Source organism: Pseudomonas sp. B21-032, assembly GCF_024748965.1.
GTDB lineage: Bacteria > Pseudomonadota > Gammaproteobacteria > Pseudomonadales > Pseudomonadaceae > Aquipseudomonas.
The window spans coordinates 2,482,490-2,494,763 of record NZ_CP087180.1 but is presented as its reverse complement, the minus strand read 5'-3'; the positions used below and the strand labels follow the sequence as shown (position 1 = coordinate 2,494,763).

13 protein-coding genes are annotated in these 12,274 nt (G+C 61.4%); 4 read left to right on the top strand and 9 right to left on the bottom strand.

Going from position 1 to position 12,274, the window contains the following annotated elements:
* Positions 1-136: 136 nt before the first annotated feature.
* The 3 genes from LOY54_RS11570 (at position 137) to LOY54_RS11560 (ending at position 1,254) form a co-directional block, all read left to right on the top strand.
* Complete coding sequence (locus LOY54_RS11570) at positions 137-316, top strand: general stress protein (protein WP_082075430.1); 180 nt, start codon at positions 137-139, stop codon at positions 314-316.
* Positions 317-365: 49 nt separating this feature from the next.
* Entirely contained in the window at positions 366-926 is a 561-nt protein-coding gene (locus LOY54_RS11565; RefSeq protein ID WP_045196795.1) for an ATP-dependent Clp protease proteolytic subunit, read from the top strand.
* A gap of 100 nt (positions 927-1,026) precedes the next feature.
* On the top strand, positions 1,027-1,254 hold the full coding sequence (locus LOY54_RS11560; protein ID WP_093383833.1) for a DUF6555 family protein: 228 nt from the start codon (positions 1,027-1,029) through the stop codon (positions 1,252-1,254).
* A 1-nt stretch (position 1,255) separates the two neighbouring features.
* On the opposite strand, the gene LOY54_RS11555 is transcribed toward LOY54_RS11560, so the two are convergent.
* From LOY54_RS11555 to LOY54_RS11540, 4 genes are all read right to left on the bottom strand, one after another.
* Complete coding sequence (locus tag LOY54_RS11555) at positions 1,256-2,173, bottom strand: DNA-3-methyladenine glycosylase (protein ID WP_258610447.1); 918 nt, start codon at positions 2,171-2,173, stop codon at positions 1,256-1,258.
* 107 nt (positions 2,174-2,280) lie between these two features.
* Positions 2,281-2,907 (bottom strand): isochorismate family cysteine hydrolase YcaC, encoded by a 627-nt coding sequence (gene ycaC, locus LOY54_RS11550; protein ID WP_093383839.1) that lies wholly within the window; start codon positions 2,905-2,907, stop codon positions 2,281-2,283.
* A gap of 51 nt (positions 2,908-2,958) precedes the next feature.
* Positions 2,959-3,645, bottom strand: coding sequence for a hydrolase (locus LOY54_RS11545; RefSeq protein ID WP_045196787.1), 687 nt, complete (start codon positions 3,643-3,645; stop codon positions 2,959-2,961).
* 28 nt (positions 3,646-3,673) lie between these two features.
* Positions 3,674-4,564: a pirin family protein gene (locus tag LOY54_RS11540; RefSeq protein ID WP_195883812.1), complete on the bottom strand. Its 891-nt coding sequence runs from the start codon at positions 4,562-4,564 to the stop codon at positions 3,674-3,676.
* 96 nt (positions 4,565-4,660) lie between these two features.
* Between LOY54_RS11540 and LOY54_RS11535 the strand changes: the two genes are divergently transcribed.
* Positions 4,661-5,569: a LysR family transcriptional regulator gene (locus LOY54_RS11535; protein ID WP_258610714.1), complete on the top strand. Its 909-nt coding sequence runs from the start codon at positions 4,661-4,663 to the stop codon at positions 5,567-5,569.
* Between the two features lie 12 nt (positions 5,570-5,581).
* On the opposite strand, the gene LOY54_RS11530 is transcribed toward LOY54_RS11535, so the two are convergent.
* From LOY54_RS11530 to LOY54_RS11510, 5 genes are all read right to left on the bottom strand, one after another.
* Entirely contained in the window at positions 5,582-9,568 is a 3,987-nt protein-coding gene (locus LOY54_RS11530; protein WP_258610446.1) for a glycosyltransferase, read from the bottom strand.
* Between the two features lie 106 nt (positions 9,569-9,674).
* On the bottom strand, positions 9,675-9,872 hold the full coding sequence (locus LOY54_RS11525) for a hypothetical protein (RefSeq protein WP_258610445.1): 198 nt from the start codon (positions 9,870-9,872) through the stop codon (positions 9,675-9,677).
* A gap of 153 nt (positions 9,873-10,025) precedes the next feature.
* Positions 10,026-10,898, bottom strand: a complete 873-nt coding sequence (locus LOY54_RS11520; RefSeq protein ID WP_258610444.1) for an alpha/beta fold hydrolase — start codon at positions 10,896-10,898, stop codon at positions 10,026-10,028.
* A gap of 17 nt (positions 10,899-10,915) precedes the next feature.
* Positions 10,916-11,545 carry a LysE family translocator gene (locus tag LOY54_RS11515; protein WP_176794269.1) on the bottom strand — a complete coding sequence of 210 codons (630 nt, stop codon included), beginning with the start codon at positions 11,543-11,545 and terminating at the stop codon, positions 10,916-10,918.
* 79 nt (positions 11,546-11,624) lie between these two features.
* Complete coding sequence (locus LOY54_RS11510) at positions 11,625-12,233, bottom strand: 2-hydroxychromene-2-carboxylate isomerase (RefSeq protein ID WP_258610443.1); 609 nt, start codon at positions 12,231-12,233, stop codon at positions 11,625-11,627.
* Positions 12,234-12,274 lie beyond the last annotated feature (41 nt).

Below are 12,274 nucleotides of genomic sequence, written 5' to 3'. Positions count from 1 at the left end.
CGGCTATCGCGGATGAACGGCAGCCCCGGACCGTTCGTCCCGCAGCGGCGAAATATTTCAAACTTTGCCTGCGCCGACCGCCTCCCAACCTGTGTAAGGCAAACGCCTTGCGAACATTCACAAGAGGAAGAGAATCATGGCTAGCAAAGACACTTCGAATCCCGGGAATTTCGCGAACGACCGGCAAAAAGCGTCTGAAGCCGGGAAAAAGGGTGGCCAGGCTTCCGGTGGCAATCAAAAGCCAAGTGACCAGAGCCGCAAGCCCGACATGGGCAAAGACCAGACCCGCAAACCAAGTGGTGGCGGCCGTAGCTAAAGGACGAAAGGCCGGCGCACGCCACGTGCGTCGGTCCCGAGGCACTGCCATGAGCCAACAGGTGATCCACTTTCATTGCCAGATCGATCAGGACACCACCGAGCGTTTTCGCGACCGCTGCCTGCAGGCCGTCGACGATGGCGCCACCTCCTTGCTGCTGTTTTTGTCGACCACCGGCGGCAGCACCAACTTCGGTTTCTCGCTGTACAGCTTTCTCAAGTCCTTGCCGGTGCCGTTGTGCGCAGTCAACGCCGGCAACATCGAATCGATGGGCATCATCATGTACCTGGCCGCTGGCGAGCGTGTCGCCGCGCCGCATTCGCGTTTTCTCATCCACCCCATGACCTGGCACTTCAGCCAGAGCGCGGTGGACCATTCGCGCCTGCGCGAATACCTGTCGAGCCTGAACAACGACCTGGAGCGCTACGTGCGCATTTTCGAGCTGGAGACTGCCCAGGCCGAGCGCAAACTGGACATCTTCCATTGCCTGTCGACCGAAGAAAAGGTCATCCCCGCCTACGATTCGCTGGCCTGCGGCATCGCCCATCGCCTGGAGCAGGTGGTGTTCGAAAAGGATGCCCGGCACCTGACCATCAGCGGCGCCCACTGACAGGCTGAAATCCGATGGAATTTTTCTACCGGCGCAGCACTCACTAGAGGCATTGAAGGGATTTTCTTGGTCACTGCTCTGTAAGGATCATTCCAGACCCATGAACAACGCAAAACTGTTCGTCATCGACTACCAGCTTCACGGCGATCACAAGTCCTTCATCATCCGCGCCGAGACGATGGACAACGCTGAAGCCTGGCACTGGGCAAGTTGCGACGCCGGTATCGGTCGCATAGGCCGGTACGGTCGCGAAAAAGTCAAAAAAGTCAGCAAGCCACTGGCCGAACGCTACGGCATTACCGATGTGACCTGGCGCCAGTCCAGCTGAGTCAGCTCAACGACGCCCACAGGTGCTGGGCGGCATAGGCGCGCCACGGGCTCCAGGCCGGTGCGCGCTGGGCCAGTTGCGCCTCGGGGCCTTCGAGCAGGCGCAGGGCCTTGACCAGTGCCACGTCGCCCAGCGGCAAGGCATCGGCCGCGCCCATCTGGCGCAAGGCCAGGTAGTGCGCGCTCCACGGGCCGATGCCGCGCAGCCGGCACAGGCGCTGGACCCAGGCCTCCAGGTCGCGCTCAGGGCGCAGCAGTTGCGGGTCTAGCAGCAGCGCCCGGGCCAGGGTCGAGAGTGTCGCGGCCCGCGAGCGCGGCATGCCCAGGCCACTGAGGTCGACGTCAGCAACAGCCTCTGCGCGGGGGAACACATGGGTCAGGCCGGGTACACACTGAAGCTGCGCGGCCAGCGGCTTGCCGTACCCCGCCACCAGGCGCCCGGCCAGGGTAATCGCCCCGGCGACGCTGATCTGCTGGCCCAGCACTGTACGCATGGCCTGCTCGAACCCATCCCAGCCCCGAGGCACGCGCAGGCCCGGGCGCAGTTCGATCAATTGCGCCATCAACGGGTCGCGGCGCAGCAGTGCTTCGATCTTCAGCGGCTCGGCATCCAGGTCGAATACTCGCCGGACCCTGGCCAGCAACCCCGGCAACGCACCGGCAGAGCTAGCGATCACAGTGACTTTCAGCCGGTGCCCACGCGCCTTCGCGACCTGGACGATGCCCTGGCCACGAGCGAGATCAAAACTGCGGGTATAGACCCCCGCTACGACCGTCTCTACCCCGCTAATCGCCCGCGCAGCAAGAAACCCCAGCAGCGACGGCCAGTGCAAGGGTGGCTGGTAAGCCAGCCAGAAACTGATGGCGCTGGCGGGCCGAATGCTGCGGCGATGGCCTGCCAGGCTGGAGGTAGAATTCATGCGCCGATCATCACCTGGGCAACGGCAACGACGCCAGGGATTTCGACGACTGTCAGACGACGACGGCCGGGCCACGCCAGCGCCCGGCCGTCGATCATTGAACGGCGTTACTTGCCGTTGGTGAGGGTGTTGTAGCTGGTCATCAGGTTGCGGTAGTCGGGGATGTGGTTGGCGAACAAGGTGCCCAGGCCTTCGATATCGTTGCGCCAGTCGCGGTGCAGCTCGCAGGCCAGGCCGAACCAAGTCATCAGCTGGGCGCCGGCTTGCGACATGCGGTTCCAGGCCGAGTCGCGGGTCAGCTCGTTGAAGGTGCCCGAAGCATCGGTAACCACGAACACCTCAAAACCTTCTTCCAGGGCCGACAGCGCCGGGAAAGCCACGCACACCTCGGTCACCACACCGGCAATGATCAGCTGCTTCTTGCCGGTGGCCTTGACCGCCTTGACGAAGTCTTCGTTGTCCCAGGCGTTGATCTGCCCCGGGCGGGCAATGTACGGCGCCTCGGGGAACTGCGCCTTGAGCTCGGGCACCAGCGGGCCGTTGGGGCCGGTTTCGAAGCTGGTGGTAAGGATGGTCGGCAGCTTGAAATACTTGGCCAGGTCGCCAACGGCCAGCACGTTGTTCTTGAAACGGTCCGGGTCGATGTCTCGCACCAGCGACAGCAGGCCGGTCTGGTGGTCGACCAGCAGGACGGCAGCGTTGTTCTTGTCCAGGCGGACGTAGGGCTTGGTCATGGTCTTACTCCTTGCGTTGAGACGCCGGTGCCAGGCACCGGACATGAGGGATCAGCGTTGCGAATCGAGCAGTTCATTGTCGCGGGCTACCTGTTGCGCCTTGAGGTAGCTTTCAATCAGCAGCTGGTAATGCGGGAACACCGAGCTGTAGGCCTCGGCCCATTGCTGGGCGTCTTCGCGGTTCCAGCTGCGCTGGACCTCCGAGCACACCGCAGCGGTGTCCATCGGTACTACGCCGGCCTGCATTACCCGCGCCAAGGTGATTTCCTCAGCCATCTTCGAGTAGGTACCGCTGGCGTCGATCACGGCAAACACCTGGTAGCCTGCAGCAACTGCGCTGATGCTCGGGAAGGCCATGCACACACTGGTGATGGTGCCGGCGATGATCAGTTGCTGCTTGCCGGTAGCCTTGACTGCCTCGACGAACTCGGGATTGTCCCAGGCGTTGATTTCACCTTTACGGGCGATATAGCGGGCATGCGGCGCGGCTTGGTGAATTTCCGGAATCAGCGGGCCATTGGGGCCTTGTGGCACAGAAGCGGTGGTGATCACCGGGATCTTCGCCAGGCTGGCAATCCTGGCCAGGGTGATGGCGTTGGCCCGCAGCTCGGTCATGGGCATGTCCTTGACCGTCTGGAACAGGCCGCTCTGGTGGTCGATCAGCAGCATCGCGACATTTTCAGGGTCTATGCGCGGCACCTGGCCGTTGAAGTTGGCAACGTTGGCAAAGGTACTCATGGCGTATTCTCCTTCAGGGGTTATGAGACTAGTTGTGGTGGCGCGGACCGGCCTGCCCGCTCATCTGGCCGAAGCGCCCGGCGCGAAAATCGTCAAAGGCCTCGGCGATTTCGGCCTCGCTGTTCATCACGAACGGGCCGTAGCCAACGATCGGCTCATCCAGCGGCTCGCCACTGAGCAGCAACACCGACACATCGCTTTGTGCTTCAAGCAGCAGCTCGTCACCGGCACGGTCGAACAGCACCAGTTGCGCGGCGCCAACCTGGCGCTCGCCGTTGACCAGCAACTGGCCGCGCAACACCACCAGCGCGGTGCTGCGCCCGGCGGCACTGGGCAGGCGCACGGGCGCGCCGGCCTTGAGCTGCAGGTCCCAGACATCCATGGCCGAGAAAGTCTGCGCCGGGCCCTGGTGGCCGCGAAACGCACCGGCAATCACCCGCAAGGTGCCGGCGCCGTTGCCCAGTGGCACCAGCGGGATGTCGTTGCTGAGCAGGGTCTGGTAACCGGCCGGCGCCGATTTGTCCCTGGCTGGCAGGTTGACCCACAGCTGGACCATTTCCAGGGTGCCGCCCTTGGCAGCGAACGCCGGCGAGTGGAACTCTTCATGGAGAATGCCGCCGGCGGCGGTCATCCACTGCACATCGCCCGGGCCGATCAGGCCGCCGGCGCCAGTGGAGTCGCGGTGCTCCAGTTCGCCCTGGTAGACGATGGTCACGGTTTCGAAACCGCGATGGGGATGCTGGCCGACGCCGCGACGCGCCGTGGTCGGGGTGAAGTCGTGGGGGCCGGCATAGTCCAGCAGCAGGAACGGGCTGATGTGCTGGGCCAGGTTGTCGTAGGTAAACAGGCTACGGACCGGGAAGCCATCACCTACCCAGTGGGGGTTCGGGCTGCTGTAGACGCCTTGGATCTTTTTCATCAAATGCCTCCTCTCGTGCATGGCTATAACCATACGAGCGCAACGACATCGGCGGTAGATCGGTTAAACTGCCTTCAGCGTTCCATATGGAGAACACTGGTGGAAGACCTCAACGACCTTTACTACTTCGCCCAGGTAGTCGATCACGGCGGCTTTGCCCCGGCCGGCCGCGCCCTGGACATGCCCAAGTCCAAGCTCAGCCGGCGTATTGCCGGGCTGGAAGAACGCCTGGGGGTGCGCCTGATCCAGCGCTCGACCCGGCATTTTTCGGTGACTGAAATCGGCCAGGCTTACTACCGCCATTGTGTGGCCATGCTGGTGGAGGCCGAAGGCGCCGCCGAATTGATCGAGCGCAACCGCGCCGAGCCCCAGGGCATCGTGCGCCTGAGTTGCCCGACGGCGTTGCTGGATTTCTGGGTGGGGGCCATGCTTACCCGCTTCATGGTCCAGTGCCCGCTGGTGCAGCTGCATATCGAAAGCACCAATCGCCAGGTCGACCTGATCCAGGAAGGCATCGACATTGCCTTGCGCGTGCGCGTACCGCCTTTGGAAAGCAGCGACCTGGTGATGAAGGTACTGGCGCGCAGCACCCAGTACCTGGTGGCGGCGCCCGCCTTGCTCGAACGCCTGCCCCCACGCCCAGTGCCCGCCGATCTGAGCGCTTTGCCGAGCCTGCACTGGGGCTACCCGCAGCGCGATTACCACTGGCACCTGCTCGGCCCGGACGGTGCCCGCGCCAGCCTGCGGCACAGCCCGCGACTGGTCACCGATGACCTGGTGGTACTGCGCCAGGCGGCGGTGGCGGGTGTCGGCGTGGTGCACTTGCCGCTGGTGGTGATCCGCGAAGAACTCGACGCCGGCCGCCTGCTGCAAGCCACGCCGAACTGGGCACCGGAGTGCGGCGTGGTGCACGCGGTGTTCGCCTCGCGGCGCGGCTTGCTGCCGTCGGTGCGCAGCTTGCTGGACTTTCTGGCGGCGGAGTTCGAGGCCAGTGATATTGCGTGAGACCCAGCAGACTCAAGGCAAGGGGAACGCAAGACGATGGGCCGTTTCGCTCATCCATGCCGGGATGTGCCCCTTGCGCACCTCTCGAAGCTCTACAAGATGCTCACACCACTGCTCGTCGCCTTGGCCGAATCGGTGTGAGCTGAAAGCGTTGAGCAAAATCTGCTTGTTACGCATGGAGAATTGCTGGGAGAAGTCCAATCTGTCCCAGCATGCCTGAGCATCCTTGACTGCCTCCAACGTCTGGTCAGCAAACGCCAATAGCCAATGCTGCTCGTATTCCAAGGAACGTTGTTTCTGGACATCCCCCGGTACAACAACCGGCCGACGAGCCTCTTGAACAAAGGAGTACCCATCCGCTAACCACCGTACAAATGCACAACCCAGCCGTACCTCTTCAATGTCAAACTGATGTCGGTCCGGGTTGCTCTGAACCAGATAGTCATACAGCGCCAGCAATTCTTCGGACATCGCCAGCGACGCGGAGAAATTTCCTGCCTCAGCCTCGATAACCATGCAGTTATTGAGCGTGTTCGCTAAGGCTTCGGTGAATCGCTCAGGCTTGGATTCAGCCAGCAACCGATTGATCGCCAGGCTCTCTTTGGTCAGTTGCAGCGCCTCTTCTATCTCTCCGACATCCGATAGCCGTGCAGCATAGCTCATTAAGGTCAGAGCAAAGTTCTGCCGATGCTTCTCTGGCTCGATCTCCATCAATGCCCGGCGCAGCCCGAGCCCCTCTTCACTTGCCGCCAATGCCCTCTGAATGTGCCCATTCATTCCCAGACACATAGCATAGGCGCTTAAGCTAACAGCCAGATCACTTTGGCTGGTTTTGGAAACCTTTCGTGCAGAGTTCCTTGCTAGCTGAAGGCCTTCCTCACTCATTTGCAATGCCTGGACCGGCATTGCGCATTCGACCAAGCAACTCGCGCAGACACCCAGTGCCTTTGAGAGCTCAACCGCGTTTTCACTTCCGTAGAGCAGAACCTTCTGTCTACTGAGGCGCAGGGACTTCTGTGCACTGACCAAGGCTTCGTCGTTTTTACCCAGTACGGTCAAGAGTTCCGAATGCAATCTCAGGTGCCAGTTCAAGTCACTATTCTGCGTGTCTCGAATTTTCGGTGCGAGAGCGATCGCTTGTTCTATGGTGTCCAAGGCCTCTCGCATCTGCCCATCGCTTTTCAGGGCAAACGTCAGGGTCCCCAGGGCTGCTGCGTAGTTTTCAATTGTCCGAGAGGTTTCTTTCTTTCTCATCTTCTCAAGGCAACGGAAGACCTGGCTCTGGCGCACAGAAATGTTCAGCTTCGCCAACTGCACGATGTCGAAGTTCAACCACGTCATCAGAGCCCCCGATGCTTGCGACTGCAAGCGCGATGGCAGCCCCTGATAGACACGCTCGACAACCTCCAGCAAAGGACCAGACGACTCAAGACAAACTGCAATGCAATCATCGACACATGAAACAAAATGTCGCCCGAGAACGTCCTCGATCACAGGCAACAGGTCTTCCCGCTCACGCAGCAAGCGCGCCACCACTGTCAGACTGGAACGTCTCAAGGCAATGCTCCCGCTGGCCAGCACCTGATCAAGCAATTCCACTCCACGTGTGCCCAACAGGCTTTGTGCGACCAAAGCCTCGCCAATCAGGTCTGGTCGCAGGCCTTGCAAGCCCTGATGGTGATCCGGATACAAGGGGGTAAGCGCCCGAAAAAGGGACTTCAACTCGGCACGCTCGATTTCCGGGACGTCGAGGATGTCTTCCAGCATGCGCTCGGTAGCGATGCCATTAGCCAGGGTGGAAAGCGTCATCAGAACCCCCGCCCTATGAACTATCTCTTCTCCCTGTCCCCCCACAGCCCCAAGCACTTTGGCCCAGTAACGGCGTTCATGATTGACCAGCGCTCGTGGTAGCGCTTCGGCCGATCGCGGCCGCTCACCCCGCAATGCCATCAACGCGGCCATCTGGATGTAAAGCGGCCTGGAGAAGTGCTGGTCGTCCAGATTGGGCAAGTGCTCAGGCGGATGCACTTCGAGCTTTTCAGCGAACGCCAGCAGCGCGTGGCGGTATGCAACCTGGCGTGCTTCGGGACTGCCATGTAGCGCTGGTAACATGAAAGGGCCGCTGGTGGCAGGTCCTTCGAGCACGTCTTCGCACTGACTGTCCTTACCCGGCAACACCCGCCACCACTCTCCCCCTGCGCGGGCCAACAGGAGCACACGCACAGGTTGAATCTGCGGCCTGCCCCTCAACATCTTGATCAGGGTTAGAAGAAGCGGCTGTCGGGTCTCGGCGTAGTCGATCACCAACAGACTTGGGTCGGGGCTTGAGTTTAGGCTCCTGACCAACTCCAACGCCTTCTCCGTGTCGCAATCACCCGCCAGAAACCCTGCATTCCACCCCAACTGGTGCATCCGTTGGCACATTTCCAGGGCCAGGCGAGTCTTGCCGACACCACCCGGCCCACAGAGCAAGCGCACCTGCAAGGTGTAATCCGATTGTTGCACCCACTCCAACTGCGTCAGTAGAAAGGGCTCGCGGTTCGCATCAAAGGGCACGATCTCCTCTTCGGCGCGCAAGAGTTGACTGTCACTGAGCCCCTGCCTAGGCCGCCAGCTTGCCTGCGGCAACCCAAGTCCCGTCAGCGCCTGGGTTGGAACAGCCACGCCAGGCGAAGCAGCCGACGCTGGAAGCGAAGCATTGCGGTGCTCCGCTTGCTCAGGCGCCGGAGCGTTTTGCAACACCCAGCCCAAGGCTTGGCCACAGGATTGCGCGCACTGCGCCCACGTGTACAGACCGCATAGTTTCTCTCGCAATCGAGAGGCATCGTGACGCTTGGTGGAATCATGGCCAATCAATGTAAGTGCCTTGACCAGTCGCTCTACATCAGCTGCCGAATGATAAGGCTCCTCCTCACTGCCATCGACATCAATTGGAGTGACCCAGGATTTGTAAGCACCATGGTCAAGCTCTTCGAGCAGCTTGTACGCACCACTTTTCACACTCAGCACCAGTGGCACGCCTGCGGCGATGGCCTCCCAAGCTACCAGACCAAACCCTTCGTGCCATGAGGGCATCATTGCAACCGATGAGCCTCGCAAGTCATCGAACAACACCTGTCGTTGTGCGGTAAAAGGCAAAGGTTGAATATTGACCACGCGCCGCGCTTGCTCCTGAGCATAACGACGGAGCTCCGCCTCCGCACCGTCGCCTGTACCTTGCACACAATTTTCGAAATCCACGCCCCGCAACAACAACTTCGGTTCGTTCTTGCCCTGAAACCTGTTGGGCATTTCCGCTTGCGCATCCGCCAGACGAATCGCCTGGGAGAATGCTGCAACCCCCAGGTGTGCTTGTTTGATTTTCCTTGCGTCAGCACTGAGGCGCCCGCTCAGGAAACCTTTCAGGGTCTTGGGTTCGCGCTTGGCGGTGATTTCCGCCAGCCCGGGTATCAGCATTGGAATCGACTCATGATCGAGCATGTCATACAGGGCATCACGCAGAAGCGGACCAACAGCCATCACCACGTCCGCAGCCTGGAACAGCTGCCGCTGTTCATCTTCCTTGGCTCTAGCCCGCTGAGCATTCTCGGCGAACGGCTCATAACGTTCATAACTCATATGGTGAATCAACGCCGTACGACCACCCTGTGCCTTGGCCGCCAGCGCAATTGCGCCTGTAATTCTGTCATGGCCCAGCCAGACGCAGCGCTCGTGCAATTCGATCCCCGCTGCTTTCAATGCAGCCCAAACCAGATGCACATCACCCTCGGCAAACTGCTTCTTGCCCTCCAAGCCTAAAGAAACAAGCGTTACCTGCTGAGCGCTGGCGTCGGCCTTGTCCGCGTCACTGGCGCAAAGTACGACGCATAGCGTGCGTGCCTGGCGGTAATACAATGCCGCGAACGCCCCAAGCAGGTCATGGTTAAAACTGTTGATCCCACCAAATTGCGGGCCCCAGCGAGTGGCAAAACAAATCAGGGTATCGAGGGGCTGCATCATGCTTGAGTTCTTTTGGTCCAAAATAGGCTGTATGCGATGATGGCATTGTACCCACATTGGATCCCGGTTCAGCTCAATAACCAGTCAATTTGTTAATCTTCTGCCCTCAAATTTCAGCGACTTTCATGTGCTGAACAATGCGAACTTTCAAAATCCTATTCTCACCCTGGCCGAATAATACCGCCATGGCGAACGCATTGCCGCCCGCTGTCACAACCTGGACATTCGCCTGGACAACGGCCAGGTCGCGGTTGTGCGCAAGGGCTGCTTGCACCAGCCAGTCCAGCTGCGGGCTCTGGGACAACGATCACTAATCCTGTGCCAATTCATCCGCACGCGTGCCAGCGGGGCGGCTCAGCTCGACTTCAGGCCGCGGCGCCTGCCAGAGCCGGGCAAAGGCACGCTGTCGTTCGCTCGCGACAAGGCCAGCTATCGTCGCAAAGTGGACATGCGCAGGTCAGCCAAGCAAAAACGCCGCGACCCGCTCGCTGCACGCCGCCGGATCTTCCTGCATGAAACAGTGCCCACCCGCCACCTGGCTGGCGCTGACCTGAGGATTGCCCAAGGCCCAGCGCTGCACCGACTGCGGCACGAAGGGATAGGTGGTTTGGCCATACAGCACCAGGCTCGGGGTGCTCACCTGGGCCAGCGACGCCCACATGCGCCGGGGGAAGGAGCTGAAGATTTCCACTTCACGGCTAGGGCGGCACTTGAGCACCACGCCTTCGCCGCAATCGCCAATGGCGTGTTCGATATATGACTGCAACGCCGGCTCGCTCCAGCCCTTGAAGATCCCCCGCCCTTCCAGCGATGCCCGCGCCGCCGTGCGGTCAGGCCAGTGGCTGCGACGGGTGGCAGCCTTGCGCGCCAGAGCATGGCGACGGTGCAGGCCGACCAGCGCCGCCGCGCCCATGATGCCCATCATCGCCCGGGTGAACAGCACCGGGTCAAGCAGCACCGCACGCTGGAACAGCTGCGGCTGTTGCGCCAGCATCAGGCCGGTGAGCACCCCGCCAAAACTGTGGCCGACGGCAAAGCGTAGTACATCGCCGTACTCGCCACGGCCGGCCTCGAAGGCTTCGATGGCAAGCTCGGCAGTGCGGTTCCAGCCGGCGAACGGGCCGCCATGGTCGCTGTCGCCATGGCCCTGGACATCGCACAGCCACAGGTCGAACTGCTCGGCCAGGCGCGCCAGCAACGGCTGGTAGGCCAGGCAACAAAAGCCGTTGCCGTGCAAAAAATGCAGCAGCGGCTTGCCACTGGCTGGGGAGCGCCAGCCGCGCAGGGTGAAGCCAGCACTTGTGTCATGGGACCAGGGAATCAACTGCATGTGCCAGCGCACTCACGTCAGGAAAAACCCGATTCTACAAACAGCAGGGGGTACAGGGATATCACCAGCAGCGCCGCCATCAGCAGATTGAACAGCATCAGCCAGCGCGGGTTCTGCAACACCGTGCGCAAGGCGCTGCCGAACATCACCCAGACGCAGACACTGGGCAGGTTGACCAGGGCGAACACCGCGGCAATGACGATGACGTTGGTGACGTAGCCCTGGGCCGGGGTGTAGGTGGTGATCGCGCCCACGGCCATCACCCAGGCTTTCGGGTTGACCCACTGAAAGGCTGCCGCGCCCCAGAAGCCCAGGGGCTTGCGGCTCGACGAGTCGCTGACCGACAGCGGCCCGGAGGTAGCGATCTTGTAGGCCAGGTACAACAGGTAGGCGGCGCCCACGTAGCGCAGCACGGTGTAGATCGGCGGGTAGGCTTTGAACACCTCGCCCAGGCCAAAACCCACCGCCAATACCATGACCATGAAGCCGACACTGATGCCCAGCGCGTGAGGAATCGAACGGCGCACGCCGAAGTTCACCCCGGAGGCCAGCAACATGGTGTTGTTGGGCCCCGGGGTGATCGAGGAGACAAAGGCGAACAGCACGAAGGCAGTGATCAGGTCCAGTGAGCCGAGCATGGCAGGCATCCAGTATTTTTATTGGGCTGCCCTGACACTAACGGAGTCCTGATCCGCCTCGACCATACAGTTAGTGAAAATAATGCCGCTACACTTGACTGTCCTGCTCGGCCAGCGCTTCAACGACGAACTCCAGGCGGTCCTGGCCGAAGAACATCTGCTCGCCGACAAAGCAGCTTGGCGCACCGAACACGCCACGGCGCACCGCTTCTTCGGTAGCGTCCTTGAGTGCGGCCTTGACCTCGGGCTCGGCGCTCCAGGCCTGGTATTGCTCGGGGTCGAAACCGGCCTCCTGCAGCACTGCCGCCAGCACCTGCGGGTCGGCAAGATTGCGCTGGCGCACCCACAGGGCCGTGAACATCGCGTTCAGGTAGGCCGCGAAACGCTCTGGCTGGTAGCGCTGCACGGCCACCGTGCCGCGCATCAGGCCCAGGGTGTTGATCGGGAAGCCCGGCGGCAAGGCCAGGGTCACGCCGTAGCGTTTGGCGTAGCGCTGAAAGTCAACGAACACATGCCGGGCCTTGGCCGGCACCATCGCCGGCGAGGCGTTGCCGGTGGCCTGGAATACCCCGCCCAGCAACATCGGCCGGTACACCAGTTGCGCATCGTGCTGGGCGCAGAGTTTCGGCAACTGGGTCCAGGCCAGGTAGCTGGCCGGGCTGCCCAGGTCAAAGAAGAATTCTACGGTTTTGCTCATCTGCAGCAGGTCCTTTTTTTGTTGTTGCGCAGGCTGTTGTC